The following is an 18525-nucleotide window of genomic DNA, read 5'->3' on the forward strand; positions in this document are numbered from 1 at the left end:
GTCACTGAATAAACTTACGGAGTAACGATGTTGAACCAGAACTCAAACTTGTCCATATAGCTCAGCATTTCGTCCAGCTTCGCGGCATTACCGGTAATGGTCACGTCACCATTATCGACAGCCTGCTTCAGCGTTTCCTGCTTCAGGATGATCTTGTTCAGCGCATCGCGGCTCAGCGTGATGTTGGCATCCGCGTCTTTCGCTTCAACGTTAGCGGTATGGTTCAGTACGCCGTTTTCCAGTTCCAGCTTGTACTTGCCGCCGTCTTTGCCAAGGTCAATGTTGAAGGTCGCTTTAGCATTGCCTGCTTTCTCGCCGTTGATATGCACGCCCAGGTAATCGAAGAACATTTCCGGGGTCATTGCACGCACGGTATCCGGGCTGGCGGTGTTCGGCGTCGGCAGTTGCTGCACGCCGTTACGCAGTTCCTGAGCACCGGTCAGGTAGAAGTTACGCCACGTACCCGCTTCGGCCTGGTAACCCAGCTGCTCCAGCGCATCCGCTTCCAGGTTACGCGCTTCCTGGTTTTTCGGGTCAGCAAAGACGACTTTGCTGGTGACCTGAGCAACCCAACGGTAATTACCCTGGCTGTAATCTTCTTTGGCTTTCTTCAGCACGTTGCTCGCGCCGCCCATGTAATCAACAAACTTCTTCGCCGCTTCTTCTGGCGCCAGTTCGTCGAGGGTTGCCGGGTTGCCATCGAACCAGCCGAGATAGAACACGTAGGTGGCTTTCACGTCGTGGCTGACGGAACCGTAGTAACCGCGGCTTGCCCACTGTTTTTCCAGTGACGGCGGCAGCTTGAAGTTCGCGGCGATCTCATCACGGGTCAGGCCTTTGTTGGCCAGGCGCAGCGTCTGGTCATTGATAAAGCGATACATGTCGCGCTGACCTTTCATCAGCTTAACAATGTTTTCGTTACCCCAGGTCGGCCAGTGGTGCTGCGCGATAATGACTTCGGCATCGCTGCCCCAACGCTCGATGGCGGCGTTGATATATTTCGACCATGCCAGCGGATCGCGGATTTTCGCGCCACGCAGAGAGTAGGTGTTGTGCAGCGTATGGGTTACGTCTTCTGCTGCTTCAATCAGTTTCTTCTCTTTGATGTACCACAGCATTTCTGACGGCGCTTCAGAGCCCGGCGCCATCATAAAGTCGTAGGTCAGGCCATCGATAACTTCTTCTTGCCCGGTATGGGTGATGTAGTCCGTTGGCTGCAGCAGGGTAACCGTACCGGCAGAGGTGGTGGTCCCCAGACCCGCGCCGACCTGGCCTTTCGCGTCAGGCTTCAGCAGGTTACCGTACATGTAGCTGGCGCGACGGCTCATGGCGTTACCGGCCATAATGTTTTCAGACACGGCTTCTTTCATGAATCCGTCCGGGGCGTAGATTTTCACTTTGCCCGCTTTCACGTCTGCTTCATCAACCACACCACGGATACCGCCGTAGTGGTCTACGTGGCTGTGGGTGAACAGCACCGCAACGACCGGTTTTTTACCACGGTTTTTGTAGTACAGGTCCAGGGCTTCTTTCGCCGGCTCTGCAGACAATAACGGGTCAATAATGGTGATGCCTTTATCGCCTTCAACAATGGTCATGTTGGAGAGATCGAGGTTACGAATCTGATAAACGCCGTCGGTGACTTTATACAGGCCGCTGATATTGATCAGCTGAGACTGACGCCACAGGCTTGGGTTAACGGTCGCAGGCGCTTTTTCGCCTTCTTTAATGAAGTCGTACTTCGCCGGGTCCCAGATAACGTTACCTTGTGCGCCTTTAATCACTTCTTGTGGCAGCGCGGCAACAAAACCTTTGTGCGCATTTTCAAAGTCAGTTTTGTCGGCAAACGGCAACTTATTATAAAGCGCGTTATTTGCCTGTTGAGTGGCTTCTGTTGCATCTTTCGGCATAACCTGCGCGAAAGCGGAAACAGAAAGAGAAGTTAAAACACCGGCCAGTGCCAGATGTTTTGCGATCTGATTTAATTTCATTGAAGGGCCTCTTGGATAATTTTGTCATGTTCAACAAATAATGATGAAGTGACAAAAGCAAATCTGGAGTAACTGTTGAGCATTGTAAGGGAATTGAATTAGTGCGATAGTCCCAAATGGGACTGGCCGTTGATCAGGATATGTTCACGGTGAATAGACAGTGCGTTCACTGCTATACTTCAGTTGTTGGTACAGGGGACAGAAAGGGGAATGGTGTGAATTTTCAGGACGTGCATAGCTATTATCAAGGACTTAAAATAGACACCTATCTGGCGGAAATAACCGAAGAAGGCGAGTTGCTGTCCGTTGCGCTAAATAAAAAATTAGTATTAAAGCCCGAATGTATCTATTTTTGCGTTAAAGGTTCTTTGGCCATGGTGATGCCCGATAATGGACTCATGATTGGTAATACGATTGAACATATGCCGGTAGGGTTGCTGGAAAGATATTGTCCCCTGGCGAAGTTTGAATATATTGCGGTGGCGCCAGCGGAGGTTATTAAAATATCCTACGAGGCGTTTGATCGTATTTTTATGAAAAACGATCCGCAGCGTATCCAGGAGCTGACGACCATTCTGCTGTATATGACCATCTTTACCATCGACCTGCATAACGAACGGCGGCAGCTGACCAGCTACCAGACGATCCGGCCGATGCTGTTCCGTTACCTGTATCGTCAGAACGCTCATAAGGGCGAAACCGAGGGGCTGGCGCTGTTTATTATCCGTCGGACCAACCTGTCGCGAACCCACGTTTTCCGGGTGCTGGCCGAGCTGAAAGCCGGGGGCTACATCACCATGGAGAGAGGCAAGCTGGTTTCCATTGACCGACCGCTGCCGGAAGATTATTAAGGTGAAAGGCACCTACGGACGGCCAGGAACCATAAGCAGCAGGGAAAGACCAGGCAAAATAGTGCGGCACATCATTGCCTGGTTACGTTTGCCATGTTTTCCATGTGTTACCGCCATTCCGTTGATCGCCGACGAGCGGTAAATATGATCTACCTCCCTTTAATGCAAAGTCGCACTTGAAGTTTTTATATGTGCAGATTAACCTCATTTTGTGATTTTAAAGTGAAATAATGTTTCATTTACCTTGATGTAAATGGTGATGGCTTTTAATACCTAGCTATTTATACTCTGTGGGATATGCCATTTGTTGTTGACATATTTTTATAAACTGGATCTCATTAATATTAAGTCATCACTGTGATGTTAATATTTGTTGAATAACAGCCGTTTTATAAAATACAAAAGGAGATTTGTAATGACAACAATCAATAATGTGCCTCCGCATAAACCCTGGCATGGTACTCCGCTGGGATGGGCCACCGAAGCCGGGGGAACGACCGGCGGGGGAACGTCGCCGGAGCATGCTTACTATGTCAGGAATATCACCGAACTGAGGGAGGCGATTGCGGCATCAGGCGACCAGCCGAAATGGATTTGGGTCGGCGGGTTAATTGACGCCAGCGGGGGCGTTCCCTACACCGACCGCCAGGATCAGTCAAAACGCGGCCGCATTTTCCTCGGCAGCAACACCACCCTGATTGGTATCGACAGCAATGCACAACTCATTGAATGTGCTTTGTTTGTTCAGGATGTCAGCAATGTGATTATCCACAACCTGCATATTGAAAACCCGGTGGATGTTGAGCCGCAATTCGAAGAGGGCGACGGCTGGAATGCCGAGTGGGATGGCCTCAGTATCGTTCGCGCTCACCACGTCTGGGTCAGCAATGTGACCTTCACCGATGGCCGTTTTACCATGGATAACTACAAGACCGTGGAGGGCTGGAAATACGTTCAACACGACGGCGCGTTAGATATTAAACGGGCCTCTGATTATATTACGGTCTCGCATTGCCATCTCACCTTGCATGACAAAACAATCCTGATTGGTCATAGCGACAGTAATATAGAGGAAGATGCTGGTAAACTCCGGGTCACCTTCTATGACAATCTGTTTACCCGCATAGTGCAGCGTACTCCACGGGTACGTTTTGGTAATATTCATCTTTTTAATAACGTATTTGATAACAGTATTAGCGATCCCATCTATAAATATCAATACAGCTTTGGTGTAGGCAAAGATTCAAGAACCCGCTCAGAATTTAATATTTTCCGGGTGCAGGGCGTCAGCGACTCCTGCAAAATGTATAAAGCATTTGGCGGCGAGTATCTGAGCGATAAAGGTTCGACATTTAATAGCGAACCGCCGGATCAACCTGGTACCCCGGAAGTGCCTCCACCGGCATTAAATCCCTGCGGATTTAACACCGAGTATATCGCTCCCCCGTATCACTATTCCCCGCATCAGCATCTAACCCCCGAGGTTGAAGAGGGCATTATCGCCAACGCCGGCTGCGGGCTGGATTATCGTGAACTGGTTTAAACACTAAGTGAGGAGGGCAGCGCACCGCGGGTGCGCTGTACTTGCCCCGTCACCGCGAAACGACGTCATTTGAGAAGCCCCACCCGCGCAGGTTCGCGCGCGTTAAAACAGCTGCCGCTTCGATTACAACACAAAAAATGGTAGGAAATATGAAGGAATACGCGATTGCAAATAATATTCATTTTCATTATCGTTTGCATTCCGTAAACTACTGTAAAGAAATATTACATGTCTACAGCATCTGTAAAGAAAGCCGCGCTCTGCACGCTGGCCATTGCCGTTTCTCTTCATACTCTCTGCGCATCTGCAAAGGAGTTCAGTGAGAAGGTATTTCGCTCGCAGCCCCTGGGACACGGGGTTTATGAACTAGCCTACGACCACCAGCAGCAGACGATTTATGCCGCCTCGGCACCCTCTTTTGAGAAAGATAAAACCGCTGGCGTGGTGTTCCGACTGGCGGCCGATTCTTTGCAGATTAAGGATAAAATCGCCACCGAGCGCCGCACCTTCGCGCTCTCGCTGGATGAAGAGAACCATATTCTCTATCTGGGCAATGCGCTGGACGGTTCGGTGATGCTGCTGGACACGCTCACGGGCAAGGTGATCAAAACCATTCAGCTGAGCGACGATTCTGACCCTGAGAAAAAGGCCCATGTTCGCGAAGTGGTGCTCGATAAGCACAACCAGCGCCTGTATGTCTCCGGGATCGGGCGTAAAGACAAAGGGCTGCTCTGGGTCGTCGATACCCGTAAGCAGCAGTTGCTGGAGACTATCGGGAAAATCGAACCGGTGGGATTTGCGGTGGATGCCACGGGTGAGAAGGTTTATGTGGTCACCGGCCACGGCGAGCTGGTTACCCTTGATGGCAAAACCTCGACGCTGCTCTCCCGCGTGAAGGTCGACCCGGCCGAGACCAATCACTACTTCCTCAATATCGCGTTGAATAGCGCCGCAGGCGTGGGCTATATCGCCGATACCAATACCCGCGACCTGCTGGTGGTGGACCTGCGCTCCGGCAAGCTGCTGCATCGCATTGCCACGCCGAACTCCATTGCCGTGCTGTATAACGCCGCGCGCGATGAAATCTATGTGACCCATCGTAACGATCGCTCGATTAGCGTGATTGATGCCAAAACCAACCGCGTCAAACACACCATCAAAACGGCGGCCATGCCGAACAGCCTGGTGCTTTCTGCCGATGCCAGAACGCTCTATGCCAGCGTCAAACAAGACGAAAAATCCGACCAGGCTGACTACGTTCTCAAGATTGATCTCACTACATTTTAAGGGCTTTTTTTGTGACGACTAAGACATGCATGGCCGTGGCGATTGCGCTCGCCATTGCCAACCTGCCGGCAGGGGTTTTTGCAGCAGACAGCACCCCGGCCAACGAAGAACAAATGGTGGTGACCGCCACCGGCTTTACTCAGGAGCGGCGCGAAGCGCCAGCCACTATCTCGGTGCTTGATGAGAAAGCGCTGAATACCCGTTCAAACCAGAACGTGACGGAAGCCATCCGCGAAATGCCAGGGGTGCTGGTCGGCAACGGCCACGGTAGCCTGGCGACCGGGGATGTGCAGATGCGCGGGATGGACTCTACCTATACCTCGTTTATGGTGAACGGCATTAAGCAGTCGACCCGCGAATCCCGGCCTTACGGGCACCATATCGGTACTGAGGCGGCCTTTATGCCGCCGCTGGCGGCCATCGAACGGGTTGAAGTCATTCGTGGACCGATGTCCTCGCTGTATGGATCTGACTCTATCGGCGGCGTGGTCAACGTCATTACCAAAAAAGCGTACAACATCGATAAATGGACAGGGGTGCTGGAGGATAATTACTTCCTGCAGGAGAAAAGCGAATACGGCAACACCAACCAGAGCAACGTTTTCTTGATGGGGCCGGTAGTGCCGGGCAAGCTCGGGGTAAGCGTGGCGGCGGATTATCTTGACCGTCGCGATGATGATAGTCCGGCTAAGCAGCGTTTTGTGAAGCACGAGGCGGGGAATCTGGATGCGACGATTTCCATGTCGCCCACCGATACCCAACTGTGGGATCTGAACGCCACCAAAGGCAATCAGGAGAAAACCCATAACGATAAGCAGTGGTACTGGGGTTTTGACCGCGATGCGGCCTCGCTTTCGCAGCACGCCTGGTACGGTGATGACCTGCTGGAGGTCAAGAACTTCATCAGCTACGAGAAAGCGCGCACGGAATATCGGGTACCGGGCATGGATTCGCAATTTATTAAACAGAATAACTTCGAAGCCAACAGCGCGAACACCTTTACCCTGGGCGATCACAAGCTGACGTTAGGTATCAACTTTACCCGCAACGAGCTGAATGACACCTTTGGTATAGAAGACAAAGAGGCGCCCGGCGTGACGCCGGTCAGCAAGATCACCCGTCACGGCTGGGCGGTCTTTGCGGAAGATGCCTGGATGATGGTGCCGGATTTCACCCTGACCACCTCGGCGCGTCTGGATCATGACAGCTATTTTGGCTACCACGTCACGCCTAAGCTGTACGGTAACTGGACCCTGAATGAAACCTGGGCGCTGAAAGGCGGCGTGTCCGCCGGGTATAAGAAGCCGGATCTGCGCGAGAACAACGCCAGCTTTACCAGCGTCTACGGCGCGTATCCTTACTCCGAAATCGGCATTGGTAATGATGACCTGAAGCCGGAGCAGAGCATCAACACCGAGCTGGGGGTGTACTGGCAGCAGGACGCGCTGGCGCTGGATGCCACGATTTTCCACACCAAATTCAAAGACAAAATCAGCGATCACACCATCTGTACGGCGTCTGCGACCCAGAAATGTCAGTACAATGGCTACACCGCGGACACCGTGTCGCAATACATTAACGTCGGTGATGCGGAGATCTACGGTCTGGAGCTGAACGGCGACTGGCAGGCCACCGCCGCGCTGAAAGCCAACGCGAACTATACCTACACCCACAGCGAACAGAAGAGCGGTGAGTATAAAGGGTACGCGCTGAGCGATTTCCCGAGCAGCATGGCCAACGTGTCGCTGACCTGGAATACGACCAACGATCTTGAGCTGTGGACCCGGGCAAGCTGGCGCAGCAACTCGCCGGATATCGGTAAGTCCACCTCCACCGAGGCCTACGCGCTGGTGGATCTCGGCGCTCGGTATCACCTGAACAAGCACGTTACCCTGATGAGCGGCATCTACAATCTGTTTGATGTGAACCCGATTTACAGCACCTCTTACCGACAGACCGCGATGTTGGAAGGGCGCCGCTACAATTTCGGCGGCCGCATCGAGTTCTGAGCATAAGGCAGGGGTTGTGTCTTTGGCTCGTGGCTGGCATGATCCAAACAGGGATTAACGAGACGTTAATCCCAACTTATTGATTTTGATTTAAATGACTCGGGGTGCCCTTCTTTGTGAAGGCTGAGAAAAACCCGTAGTACCTGATCTGGATAATGCCAGCGTAGGGAAGTCAGAGACCACAAGGTCGTTGCTTCTACGTCGCCTGGCTGGAGCACACGATGCAAACTGAGCCACTCAATCCCGCGCATATCGCGCACCTGCAACATCTGTTTCGCCGCCATTCCCCCCTTGTGCACTGCATGACCAACGATGTGGTACAGACCTTTACTGCCAACGTTCTGCTGGCGATCGGTGCCTCGCCGGCGATGGTTATTGACCCGCAAGAAGCGGCGCAGTTTGCGGCTATCGCCGATGGACTGCTGATTAACGTCGGCACCTTAACCGTCGACCGTGCGGAAGCCATGCGCGGCGCGGCGCTCAGTGCGCAAAGCGCCGGTAAACCCTGGACGCTGGATCCGGTGGCGGTTGGAGCATTAACCCTGCGCAGCTCCTTCTGCCATGAACTGCTGAGCCTGCACCCGGCGGCCATTCGCGGCAACGCCTCGGAAATTATGGCGCTGGCCGGCATGAGCGCCGGCGGGCGCGGCGTGGACACCACCGATACCGCCGCCGCGGCGCTGCCGGCCGCCCAGGCGCTGGCCCGACAGATCAATACCATTGTGGCAGTGACCGGTGAACTGGACTACATCACCGACGGGCAGCGCACGCGCACGGTCAGCGGCGGCGATGTGCTGATGACCCGGGTGGTGGGCACCGGCTGCGCGCTCTCCGCCGTTGTGGCCGCCAGTACCGCCATGCCCGGCGACCGCCTCGAGAACGTTGCCGCCGCCTGCGGCCTGATGAAACAGGCCGGTGGCCTGGCGGCTCACGGCAGAGGACCGGGCAGCTTTACCCCGGCATTTCTTGACGCGTTATATGGGGAGCAGCAGGGATGAAACGGATTAATGCACTGACTATCGCCGGTACCGATCCCAGCGGCGGCGCCGGGATCCAGGCCGATCTGAAAACGTTCTCTGCGCTGGGGGCCTATGGCTGCTCGGTGATCACCGCGCTGGTGGCGCAAAACACCCGTGGCGTGCAGTCGGTCTATCGTATCGAGCCTGACTTTGTTGCCGCCCAGCTGGATTCCGTGTTCAGCGACGTGCGCATCGATACCACCAAAATTGGCATGCTGGCGGAAACGGATATCGTGGAGGCGGTGGCGGAACGCCTTGCCCGCTATCAGATCGACAACGTGGTGCTGGATACGGTGATGCTGGCGAAAAGCGGCGACCCGCTGCTCAGCGCCTCTGCGGTGGAGACGTTACGTAAGCGTCTGCTGCCGCACGTGTCGTTGATTACTCCCAACCTGCCGGAAGCGGCGGCGCTGCTGGATGCCCCCCATGCGCACAACGAGAAAGAGATGCTGGAGCAGGGGCGGGCGCTGCTGGCGATGGGCTGCGGCGCGGTGCTGATGAAAGGCGGCCATCTCGATAACGCCGAAAGCCCGGACTGGCTGTTTACCCGCGACGGCGAACAGCGCTTCACCGCGCCGCGGGTGCAGACCAAAAATACCCACGGTACCGGCTGTACGCTCTCTGCGGCGCTGGCCGCACTGCGCCCACGCTATGCCGACTGGGGACAGACGGTGGCGGAGGCCAAAGGTTGGCTCTCTGCGGCGCTGGCGCAGGCCGATTCGCTGGAAGTGGGCCACGGCATCGGGCCGGTGCACCATTTCCACGCGTGGTGGTAAATCGGATAACGCTCCCCGCTGGCTGAGGGATGTCGACACCATTATCTGAGCCAGCGAGTCCCGATTCCAGCCGGTTAAAACCGCTGAAAAATGCGATCCCGGCTGGAAAATATGCTAAGTCGGTACCAGGCTTAACCTGCCCAAATACTTGGGTCAGGAAAAGACATGCCGGCTGCGGCCGGCGCTAACGGGAGCATAGCTATGACTGATATTACGCAGTTGCTTGGCAAAGATGCCGACAGCCTTTTACAGCACCGTTGTATGACCATTCCAGCTGACCAGCTTTATCTGCCGGGGTCAGATTATGTCGACCGGGTGATGGTGGATAACAACCGTCCGCCGGCGGTGCTGCGTAATATGCAAACCCTCTACAACACCGGGCGCCTGGCAGGGACCGGATACCTCTCCATCCTGCCGGTTGACCAGGGCGTGGAACACTCGGCAGGCGCCTCGTTTGCCGCCAACCCGCTCTACTTTGATCCGAAAAATATCGTTGAACTGGCTATTGAAGCCGGTTGCAACTGCGTGGCGTCCACCTATGGCGTGCTGGCCTCGGTTTCGCGCCGCTACGCGCATCGCATTCCCTTCCTGGTGAAGCTTAACCACAACGAAACCCTCAGCTACCCGAACACCTTTGACCAGACGCTGTACGCCAGCGTGGAACAGGCATTCAATATGGGAGCGGTGGCGGTCGGGGCGACGATCTATTTCGGTTCCGAGGAGTCGCGTCGCCAGATTGAAGAGATCTCGGCGGCCTTTGAACGCGCGCATGAGCTGGGCCTGGTGACCGTGCTGTGGGCCTATCTGCGTAACCCGGCGTTCAAAAAAGACGGCGTCGATTATCATGTCTCGGCCGATTTAACCGGCCAGGCGAACCATCTGGCGGCCACCATTGGTGCCGATATCGTGAAGCAGAAAATGGCCGAAAATAACGGCGGCTATAAAGCGGTTAACTTTGGTTATACCGACGATCGCGTGTACAGCAAACTGACCTCGGAAAACCCGATCGACCTGGTGCGCTATCAGCTGGCGAACTGCTATATGGGCCGTGCCGGGTTAATCAACTCCGGCGGTGCGGCGGGGGGCGAAACCGATCTCTCGGATGCCGTGCGTACCGCGGTCATCAACAAGCGTGCCGGCGGGATGGGGCTGATCCTCGGTCGTAAAGCGTTTAAAAAGTCGATGAGCGACGGCGTGAAGCTGATTAATGCGGTGCAGGATGTCTATCTGGACGGCAAAGTGACCATTGCCTGAGTACTGGCCCCTCTTCAGTAGAGGGGCCTCACTTCACGACCTACTGGCGCAGTAAGCGGGCTGCCTGCTGCAGCGCCAGATAGGCTTCATAGCGGCGTTGATGCAGCGCCTGATTCGACGTCGTGCAACGGTAGGTTTTATCCACCCGGGTAAACTGCTTCATGGCCTCCGGCAGCGATGCCGATACCCGACCGGCGACGGCCCCAAGAATGGCTGAGCCTAGCAGCACCGGTTCGCTGCACTCGGTACTCACGATGTTAATGCCGCAGGCATCGGCCAGCAGCTGACGGACCAGCGGATGCTGCCCGGCACCGCCGCTGATGACGATGTTTTCACAGTGAATGCCGCACGCCTGCTGGGCGTCAAGGATCTGCCGCAGCCCGTAGCCAATCCCGCATAACCCCGCGACATACAGCGCCAGCAGATTATCCAGATCCTGCTCCATGCCTAATCCCGCCACCACCGCTCTGGCCTCCGGGTCCGCCAGCGGCGCGCGGTTACCCAGAAACTCCGGCACCACCAGCAGCCCGGCGGCGAGGTCGGCCGCCGCGGAGGCACTGCTCACCTGAGCCAGCACCCGATCGGCGAGATACACCGGCAGCGCCACTCCTGCCTGCTGAGCCAGTTCGCTGGCCTGCGCAGCCGCCGGGTGAAAACGCAGCAGCTGGTCGATCGCGGCGCCTGCCGCACTCTGGCCACCCTCGCTCAGCCACAAACCGGGCACCATCGCGGAGTAGTACGGCCCCCAGACGCCGGGCACGAAAACGGCATTGGCGGTGCTGGCCATGGTGCAGGAGGAGGTGCCGAACACGTAGGCCATATTGCTGACCGCGCCATCGAGCACCCCGACGGTGCCGATGCCGCCGGCATGGGCGTCAATCATCCCGGCTGCTACCGGCGTGCCGACCGGCAGGCCCATCTCCCGGGCCGCCTCCGCGCTAAGCCCCTGGCCGCAGGGGGTGCCCGGATCGACAATACGTTGGCCGATACGCGCAAAGTCGTCGTCCGCCAGATCGCCGAGGCCAATCTGGCGGAAGTAGTCGGCATCCCAGCGCTGTTCATGCGCCAGATAGGTCCATTTGCAGGTAACGGTACACATTGAACGGGCCAGATCGCCGGTGGCGCGCCAGGTCAGGTAGTCCGCCAGGTCGAAGAAGTGTCGCGCCTGCTGATAGGTCTGCGGCCGGTTCTCCTTCAGCCACAGAATTTTCGGCGTTTCCATCTCCGGTGAGATAGTGCCGCCGACGTACTGCAGCACCGCGTGTCCGGTGGCGTTAATCTTTTCGGCCTGGGCCGTGGCGCGATGATCCATCCAGACGATGATATCGCGCTGAGGATCGTCCCCAGGCCCCACCGCCAGCGAGGCGCCATGTTCGCCGACCACCACCAACGAGCAGGTGGCGTCGAAACCAATCCCGGCGACGGACTGCGGGGCGGCGCCGGAGCGTGCCAGCGCGCTGTGAATGCAGCTGCAGACCGCCTGCCAGATTTCGCGGCTGGATTGTTCCACCACGTTACCCGCGCTACGAAACAGGGTGATACCCTGGGTTGCATGGGCGAGAAGGGTGCCATTAAGGTCAAAGACACCGGCGCGCACGCTGGCGGAGCCGACATCGACGCCAATAATGGTGTGTTTATCGTCGTTCATAGAGCCATCCTTAAGCCTGGCGGGTTAATGTTCAGAGATCCACGCTGTTAGGCAGGATGACCAGATCGCGAACGGTGACGTTTTTCGAGCGGGTCACCATAAACAGCACCGATTCGGCCACTTCAATGGGCTGCATCAGGCTGCCATTCGCCAGCGCCTCTTCCATTTTTTCTTTTGGCCAGTCATCGAGCAGGGCGGTGACCACCGGGCCCGGCAAGACTGCCCCGACCCGCACCCCATGCTGCGACACCTGGCGACGGGTGGTGTGCACGAAGGCCTGCACGGCAAATTTGGAGGCGGTGTAAATCGGCTCCCAGATAACCGGCACCACCCCGGCGATGGAGCTGGTAAAGATAATATCGCCGGATTTCTGCGCGATCATATGCGGCAGCACGCTGCGCACGCAGCGGAAGGCGGCGTTGGTATTGAGGTGCAGGACGCGATCCCAGACGTCCGGGTCGCCTTCCGCCACCGGCCCGCCGATATAGGCGCCGGCGTTGGCGTGGAAAATATCCAGCCCGCCGGCGAGATCCAGAATGCCCGCCAGCAGGTTGTCGACCTGCGCGCCCTGCATCAGATCAACCTGCAGCGCAAAGGCATTTTCGCCGAGTTCAGCCACAATCTTATTCAGCTTTTCGCCTTCGCGGTCGATCAGCACGACTTTGGCGCCCGCCGCGAGCAGGGTGGTGGCGCAGGCGAGTCCGATGCCGGAAGCGGCGCCGGTGACCGCTGCGACTTTACCGTTGAGAGAAGTATTCATAGAGGATACAGAGTGGTTCATTTTATAATCCTTCTTTGAGTCTGTTTAGGTCAATCTGTCGGGTCATCGCCAGGCGTGGGGCCTGCGTTGATATTGTGCGTGAAATATTGTTAACGTAATGAATCTAAACGCTATTTATTGGTATATGCTGAAGTGTTAGCAATCAGTGACGCAATACGGTATGGAGTATAGTGGTAGCTCAATCGATGAAGCCAATGTAGCGCCAGCTTCATCGATTGAGCAAGTGGGGAAATTAACAGCGAAATGAATTTGTGACGTAAGTTGGGAAAATGAAAAAAATCACTATCTACGATCTGGCGGAATTATCCGGCGTGTCGGCAAGCGCGGTGAGCGCGATCCTCAATGGCAACTGGAAAAAGCGCCGCATCAGCGCAAAGCTGGCGGAAAAGGTCACGCAGATCGCCCAGGAGCAGGGCTATGCGATAAACCGTCAGGCGAGCATGCTGCGTAGCAAAAAATCGAATGTGATTGGCATGATCGTTCCCAAATACGATAACCGTTACTTCGGCTCGGTGGTGGAAAGCTTCGAGGAGATGGCGCGTGAGCGCGGCCTGCTGCCGATTATCACCTGTACCCGCCGCCGTCCGGAGCTGGAAATTGAAGCGGTCAAAGCGATGCTCTCCTGGCAGGTCGACTGGGTGGTGGCGACCGGGGCAACCAACCCGGACACGATCACCGAACTGTGCCAGCAGGCGGGGGTGCCCACCGTCAATCTCGATCTGCCGGGCACGCTGGCGCCGTCGGTTATCTCCGATAACTACGCCGGGGCCAGAGCGCTGACGGATAAAATCCTCGATAACAGCCTGAGGCGTCACGGCACCCTGGCGCCGCTGACTTTCGTAGGCGGACGCAGCAGCGACCACAACACCCTTGAACGTCTGCGCGGCTTCCGCGATGCGCATCGGCAGCGCGGCCTCGAGGTGCCGGAAGAGAATGTACTCGCACCCGGTTACTCAAAGGGCAAAGTGGAAGCCTGCATGCAGGCCCGCTTCGGCGCCGGGGAGGCGCACCTGCAGGGCTTTTTCGTCAACTCGACGATCTCGCTTGAAGGGGTGGTCAGATGGCTGGCGCAGCGGGGGTTAACCGGCACCGAACAGCCGCCGATGGGCTGTTTTGACTGGGACCCGTTTGTCTTCCTGCTGGGCCACGATATCGATATGGTGCAGCAGAATGTGCAGGCGATGCTGGAGGCGGTGTTTAGCCTTATCGACGCCGACGACGCCAGCAAACGGCTGATTGAAATCCCGCCGCTGCTGATCGACAGTCGCGAGCATCTCTGAGCGCCTGCCAGGGGCGGCCTGCGCGGCCGCCGCTAGCGGGTCAGCAGCCAGCGCGCGGTGTGCTCATCGGTTACCAGGCCGTTGATCCAGCCGCCTTTCAGTGCCGCGAGGATCGCCGGGCGCTTGTACTCGCCGCAGGCCACCGCGATGCGCGGGCACTGATTCTGGCGAATATCGTAGCTGGTGATCATCCGATTGATATCGCTTGCCACCACGCCGCCTTCGGCATCGATAAAGCGGCCAAGGATCTCGCCGATGCCGCCCTGGGCCGTCAGTTCGTCCAGCTGCGCCTGGTTGATAAAACCGTCTTTAAAGATCGGGCTGTTGGTGCCCAGCGGGCCGATCCCGACGAAAATCACGTCCGCCTGCTGCGCCACCCCTGAAACGTTGCGGAACAGGCGGCTGGTGCACCACATCTCATGTTCATCCACCGTTTGCGCATAGCGCGGCGCGGGCCATTGATAGTATTTGGCCTGAATTTTACGCGCCAGCAGCAGGGGAACATCATCGTAGTAGTTACACTGTCCGTCGGCATCCATGGCGCTAATCAGCGCCACGCAACGGGTATTCAGGCTATCAAAGTCGATGCGCTGCATGGTTTTTTTCAGCGTCAGCCCGGAGCCGATGCCGATAATTTTCGCCTTATCGTCCTGCAGATAGCGGGCCATCAGCTGATAGCAGCCGAAGGAGACGCTCTCCAGGGTGCTCTCTTCGCTCCAGGCGGGGACGATATTGCAGGCGATCAGCTGATATTTTTCCTGTAGCAGTTGCGCATAGTCGAGACAGTTTGCCACCGGGTGGTGAAGGCCAATGGAGACGATGCCCTCTTCTTTGGCGGCGGCGATCATACGCTGGACCACCGGCCTTGAGGTGCCCAGCTGGCTGGCTATCTCGCTTTGATTGAGTCCGGCAATGTAGTACATCCATGCCGCGCGGACCTTCTGATCCAGCCTGATGTCATCTTCTTTACCCATGATCCCCTGCCTTAAGCCTGTCCAGCCGGCGTGATTGCCGGTAAACCCGTATCACCGCATTTTCGCTGCGGTTTTATAAACAGGCAAGCTTTTGCTCTGAATTGGTCATTTGTAATTTTAATGGTCAATTGATCTTTTGTGATCTATCGCTCTTAATTAGGTCTAATGATCATCTACAGTGAGCCGCATACACTCAAGGAGATCAGCATATGAATCAGCAATACACGTGGCTTCACATCGGTCTGGGTTCTTTTCATCGTGCGCATCAGGCGTGGTACCTCCATCGTCTGATTGCCGGGGGCGATCGGCGCTGGCATATCGCTGCCGGGAATATTCGTTCGGATGCCGAGCAGGTGGTGCAGGCGCTGGCGGCGCAAAACGGGCGCTATGTGCTGGAAACCGTCAGCCCGGACGGGGAGCGCGAGTACGAAGAGATCACCTCGATTCAAAAACTGCTGCCGTGGCAGGCCGACCTGCAACCGCTGATTGCCGAAGGGGCGCAGCCGCAGACCAAAGTCATTGCCTTCACCGTGACCGAAGGCGGGTACTACCTGAACACCAGCCATAAGCTGGAAACCAGCAACCCGGATCTCCAGTCCGACCTGCAGGGCGGCTGCGCCACCATTTATGGCACCATTGCGCGCATTCTGGAAAAGCGGATGGCCGACAATGCCGGGCCGCTGACGCTGCTCAACTGCGATAACGTGCGCCACAACGGTGAACGTTTTCATGACGGGCTGGTGGAGTTCCTGCAGTTAACCGGCAAGCAGGCGGTGATAGCGTGGCTGGCGGAGAATGCGACCTGCCCGAACACCATGGTTGACCGCATCACGCCGCGTCCGGCGGCGGATCTGCCGGCGCGCATTAAAGCGCAAACCGGCATCGACGATCGTGCGCCGGTGATGGGCGAAACCTTTATTCAGTGGGTGGTTGAAGATAATTTCCGCGACGTGCGTCCGGACCTTGAAGCCGTCGGCGTGGAGATGGTCGCGTCGGTCATTCCTTACGAAGAGGCGAAAATCCGCATTCTGAACGCCTCCCACAGCTGCATCGCGTGGGCCGGAACCTTGATCGGCCAGCGCTATATCCATGAGAGCACCCTGACCGATTTTATCTACGCCATCGCCGACCGCTACGTCACCGAAGATGTGATCCCGTGCCTGGGAGATAACGGGATCGACCTGGCGACCTATCGCGACGTGGTGCTTAAGCGCTTTACCAACCCGTACATCCAGGACACCAACCAGCGGGTGGCGGCGGATGGCTTCTCGAAAATTCCGGCGATGATCGCCCCGACGTTACAGGAATGCTACCAGCGCGGCGCTCGCCCGGAGGCCACCGCCATGCTGCCGGCGCTGTTCTTCGTGTTTATGGAGCAGTGGCACAAAGGCACTCTGCCTTACGAGTACCAGGACGGCATTCTTGACGCTCAGGCGGTGCACGAGATGTTCGAATCCAGCGACCCCATCGCCTGCTATGCCAAAGACCGGGCGCTGTTTGGCTCCCTGAGCGAGCGGGATGATTTCCTGGCCCTGCTGCGCGAGAAAGTGGCGGCAGTCTATTCACTGATGCAGTAGGAGCGCGCGATGTATTTAGGAATCGATCTCGGAACGTCGGAAGTCAAAGCGCTGGTCATTGACGAGAACAATGATGTGGTTGCCAGCCATAGCGCGCCGCTGAGTATTCAGCGGCCCCATCAGCATTGGTCAGAGCAGGCGCCGCAGGCCTGGTGGGAGGCGACGGAGTACCTGATTGCCACGCTGCGGGAGAAATGCGCCGGCCACTGGTCCGCGATTAAGGCCATCGGCCTCTCCGGGCAGATGCACGGGGCGGTGCTGCTGGATAGCCGCGGGGAGGTGATCCGCCCGGCCATTTTGTGGAACGACACCCGCTGCGCGCAGGAGTGCCGCGAGCTTGAGGAGATGGCACCCGAACTGCATCAGGTGGCCGGGAACCTGGCAATGCCGGGCTTCACCGCACCGAAACTGCTGTGGGTACGCCGTCACGAGCCGGAAAACTTTCAGCGCACGGCCACGGTGATGCTGCCGAAGGACTATCTGCGCTACAAAATGAGCGGGCAAAAAATTTCTGATATGTCCGATGCCGCCGGGACGCTGTGGCTGGACGTGGCGAAACGCGACTGGTCCGATGGACTGCTGGATAAGTGCGGCCTGTCGCGAAGCCATATGCCAGCGCTGGTCGAAGGCTGCGAGGTTTCCGCCACGCTCGACCCGCAGGTGGCGGCGCGCTGGGGATTAAATGCCTCGGTGGTGGTGGCCGGCGGCGGGGGCGATAACGCGGTCAGCGCCATTGGCGTTGGCGCGGTTTCGCCGGGAGATGCGTTTATCTCCCTCGGCACTTCCGGGGTGCTGTTTGTGGTGACTGACGCCTACCGTCCGGCGCCCCAGTCGGCGGTGCATGCTTTCTGCCATGTGCTGCCCAATCTGTGGCACCAGATGAGCGTGATGCTCAGCGCCGCCAGCTGTCTGCAGTGGTTCTGCCGCTTAACCAGCACCACCGAAGTGGCGCTGCTGGAGGAGATCGCCCAGCTCAGCGAGGCGGAAAAGGCCAACGCGCCGATGTTCCTGCCGTATCTCTCCGGGGAGCGCACGCCGCATAACGATCCTGACGCGCGTGGGATGTTTTGGGGGATGACGCACGCCAGCCTGCGCGCCCAACTGGGCTACGCGGTGCTGGAAGGGGTGAGTTTCGGCATTAACGATGGTTTGCAGGTGCTGAAAGAGAGCGGCACGCAAATTACACAGTGCTCGCTGGTGGGCGGCGGCGCCCGCAGTCCCTTCTGGGCGCAGCTGCTGGCCGATATCCTCAACATGCCGGTGGTCACCCACAAAGGCGGCGAAACCGGCGGCGCGCTGGGGGCGGCGAGGCTGGCCTGTCTGGCAGTCGGTAAACCGCTGGCCGAGGTGTGCGAAAAGCCGGAGGTCTACCAGACCTGGCGCGCCGCGCCCGAACGTCACCACGCGCTGATGCAGCGCTATGCACAGTTTAAATCGTTATATCTGAACGACCTGAATTATAGACATCATTGATTTTAATAATAAAAACTCTCCGGTGGTTTCACCGGAGTTGCTTCTCTGCACCCTAGAAACGA

At 57.2% G+C, this 18525-nt stretch carries 14 protein-coding genes and 1 riboswitch; of the genes, 10 read left to right on the forward strand and 4 right to left on the reverse strand.

Annotation, left to right across the window (positions count from 1 at the left end; translation table 11 throughout):
- Positions 1-14 precede the first annotated feature (14 nt).
- On the reverse strand, positions 15-1991 hold the full coding sequence (locus tag HF679_RS01830) for an alkyl/aryl-sulfatase (RefSeq protein ID WP_123755112.1): 1977 nt from the start codon (positions 1989-1991) through the stop codon (positions 15-17).
- A 215-nt stretch (positions 1992-2206) separates the two neighbouring features.
- Between HF679_RS01830 and HF679_RS01835 the strand changes: the two genes are divergently transcribed.
- The 7 genes from HF679_RS01835 to fbaB all read left to right on the forward strand — a co-directional run bounded on the left by HF679_RS01835 (position 2207) and on the right by fbaB (position 10730).
- Positions 2207-2842 carry a helix-turn-helix domain-containing protein gene (locus tag HF679_RS01835; RefSeq protein WP_187042534.1) on the forward strand — a complete coding sequence of 212 codons (636 nt, stop codon included), beginning with the start codon at positions 2207-2209 and terminating at the stop codon, positions 2840-2842.
- Between the two features lie 415 nt (positions 2843-3257).
- The gene (locus HF679_RS01840) at positions 3258-4385 is read left to right on the forward strand and encodes a polysaccharide lyase family 1 protein (RefSeq protein ID WP_187042535.1); all 1128 of its coding nucleotides are present in this window, start codon (positions 3258-3260) and stop codon (positions 4383-4385) included.
- A 228-nt stretch (positions 4386-4613) separates the two neighbouring features.
- The gene (locus HF679_RS01845; protein ID WP_123755108.1) at positions 4614-5672 is read left to right on the forward strand and encodes a YncE family protein; all 1059 of its coding nucleotides are present in this window, start codon (positions 4614-4616) and stop codon (positions 5670-5672) included.
- 29 nt (positions 5673-5701) lie between these two features.
- Positions 5702-7681: a TonB-dependent receptor domain-containing protein gene (locus tag HF679_RS01850; RefSeq protein ID WP_154144284.1), complete on the forward strand. Its 1980-nt coding sequence runs from the start codon at positions 5702-5704 to the stop codon at positions 7679-7681.
- 90 nt (positions 7682-7771) lie between these two features.
- Positions 7772-7868, forward strand: a riboswitch (TPP riboswitch).
- A gap of 34 nt (positions 7869-7902) precedes the next feature.
- Positions 7903-8679, forward strand: a complete 777-nt coding sequence (thiM, locus tag HF679_RS01855; RefSeq protein WP_187042536.1) for a hydroxyethylthiazole kinase — start codon at positions 7903-7905, stop codon at positions 8677-8679.
- Positions 8676-9476: a bifunctional hydroxymethylpyrimidine kinase/phosphomethylpyrimidine kinase gene (thiD, locus tag HF679_RS01860; protein ID WP_123755105.1), complete on the forward strand. Its 801-nt coding sequence runs from the start codon at positions 8676-8678 to the stop codon at positions 9474-9476. The genes thiM and thiD overlap by 4 nt, the downstream gene beginning before the upstream one ends.
- Before the next feature lie 201 nt (positions 9477-9677).
- A complete protein-coding gene (gene fbaB / locus HF679_RS01865; protein WP_123755520.1) occupies positions 9678-10730 on the forward strand; it encodes a class I fructose-bisphosphate aldolase in 1053 nt (350 codons plus the stop codon).
- Between the two features lie 40 nt (positions 10731-10770).
- Here the strand turns inward: fbaB and HF679_RS01870 are convergent, their stop codons facing one another.
- Together HF679_RS01870 and HF679_RS01875 are read right to left on the reverse strand one after the other, a co-directional pair.
- Positions 10771-12378 carry an FGGY-family carbohydrate kinase gene (locus HF679_RS01870; protein WP_154144230.1) on the reverse strand — a complete coding sequence of 536 codons (1608 nt, stop codon included), beginning with the start codon at positions 12376-12378 and terminating at the stop codon, positions 10771-10773.
- A gap of 31 nt (positions 12379-12409) precedes the next feature.
- Positions 12410-13159, reverse strand: a complete 750-nt coding sequence (locus HF679_RS01875) for an SDR family oxidoreductase (protein WP_174507887.1) — start codon at positions 13157-13159, stop codon at positions 12410-12412.
- 269 nt (positions 13160-13428) lie between these two features.
- Between HF679_RS01875 and HF679_RS01880 the strand changes: the two genes are divergently transcribed.
- Positions 13429-14439: a substrate-binding domain-containing protein gene (locus HF679_RS01880; RefSeq protein WP_123755102.1), complete on the forward strand. Its 1011-nt coding sequence runs from the start codon at positions 13429-13431 to the stop codon at positions 14437-14439.
- 32 nt (positions 14440-14471) lie between these two features.
- Here HF679_RS01880 and HF679_RS01885 read toward each other — a convergent pair whose 3' ends face one another.
- Positions 14472-15413, reverse strand: coding sequence for a sugar-binding transcriptional regulator (locus HF679_RS01885; protein WP_123755101.1), 942 nt, complete (start codon positions 15411-15413; stop codon positions 14472-14474).
- Between the two features lie 209 nt (positions 15414-15622).
- Between HF679_RS01885 and dalD the strand changes: the two genes are divergently transcribed.
- Together dalD and xylB are read left to right on the forward strand one after the other, a co-directional pair.
- Positions 15623-16990: a D-arabinitol 4-dehydrogenase gene (gene dalD / locus HF679_RS01890; protein ID WP_123755100.1), complete on the forward strand. Its 1368-nt coding sequence runs from the start codon at positions 15623-15625 to the stop codon at positions 16988-16990.
- Between the two features lie 9 nt (positions 16991-16999).
- A complete protein-coding gene (gene xylB / locus HF679_RS01895; RefSeq protein ID WP_123755099.1) occupies positions 17000-18463 on the forward strand; it encodes a xylulokinase in 1464 nt (487 codons plus the stop codon).
- The last annotated feature ends 62 nt before the right edge of the window (positions 18464-18525 follow it).

Source organism: Enterobacter sp. JUb54 (assembly GCF_014298075.1).
Classification (GTDB): domain Bacteria; phylum Pseudomonadota; class Gammaproteobacteria; order Enterobacterales; family Enterobacteriaceae; genus Klebsiella; species Klebsiella lignicola.

Excerpts from the sequence above, each read along its gene's own strand:
- HF679_RS01830 (WP_123755112.1), bottom strand. The coding sequence starts at position 1,991 with ATGAAATTAAATCAGATCGCAAAACATCTGGCACTGGCCGGTGTTTTA.
- HF679_RS01840 (WP_187042535.1), top strand. The coding sequence starts at position 3,258 with ATGACAACAATCAATAATGTGCCTCCGCATAAACCCTGGCATGGTACT.
- HF679_RS01845 (WP_123755108.1), top strand. The coding sequence starts at position 4,614 with ATGTCTACAGCATCTGTAAAGAAAGCCGCGCTCTGCACGCTGGCCATT.
- HF679_RS01850 (WP_154144284.1), top strand. The coding sequence starts at position 5,702 with ATGGCCGTGGCGATTGCGCTCGCCATTGCCAACCTGCCGGCAGGGGTT.
- thiM (WP_187042536.1), top strand. The coding sequence starts at position 7,903 with ATGCAAACTGAGCCACTCAATCCCGCGCATATCGCGCACCTGCAACAT.
- thiD (WP_123755105.1), top strand. The coding sequence starts at position 8,676 with ATGAAACGGATTAATGCACTGACTATCGCCGGTACCGATCCCAGCGGC.
- fbaB (WP_123755520.1), top strand. The coding sequence starts at position 9,678 with ATGACTGATATTACGCAGTTGCTTGGCAAAGATGCCGACAGCCTTTTA.
- HF679_RS01870 (WP_154144230.1), bottom strand. The coding sequence starts at position 12,378 with ATGAACGACGATAAACACACCATTATTGGCGTCGATGTCGGCTCCGCC.
- HF679_RS01875 (WP_174507887.1), bottom strand. The coding sequence starts at position 13,159 with ATGAACCACTCTGTATCCTCTATGAATACTTCTCTCAACGGTAAAGTC.
- HF679_RS01880 (WP_123755102.1), top strand. The coding sequence starts at position 13,429 with ATGAAAAAAATCACTATCTACGATCTGGCGGAATTATCCGGCGTGTCG.
- HF679_RS01885 (WP_123755101.1), bottom strand. The coding sequence starts at position 15,413 with ATGGGTAAAGAAGATGACATCAGGCTGGATCAGAAGGTCCGCGCGGCA.
- dalD (WP_123755100.1), top strand. The coding sequence starts at position 15,623 with ATGAATCAGCAATACACGTGGCTTCACATCGGTCTGGGTTCTTTTCAT.
- xylB (WP_123755099.1), top strand. The coding sequence starts at position 17,000 with ATGTATTTAGGAATCGATCTCGGAACGTCGGAAGTCAAAGCGCTGGTC.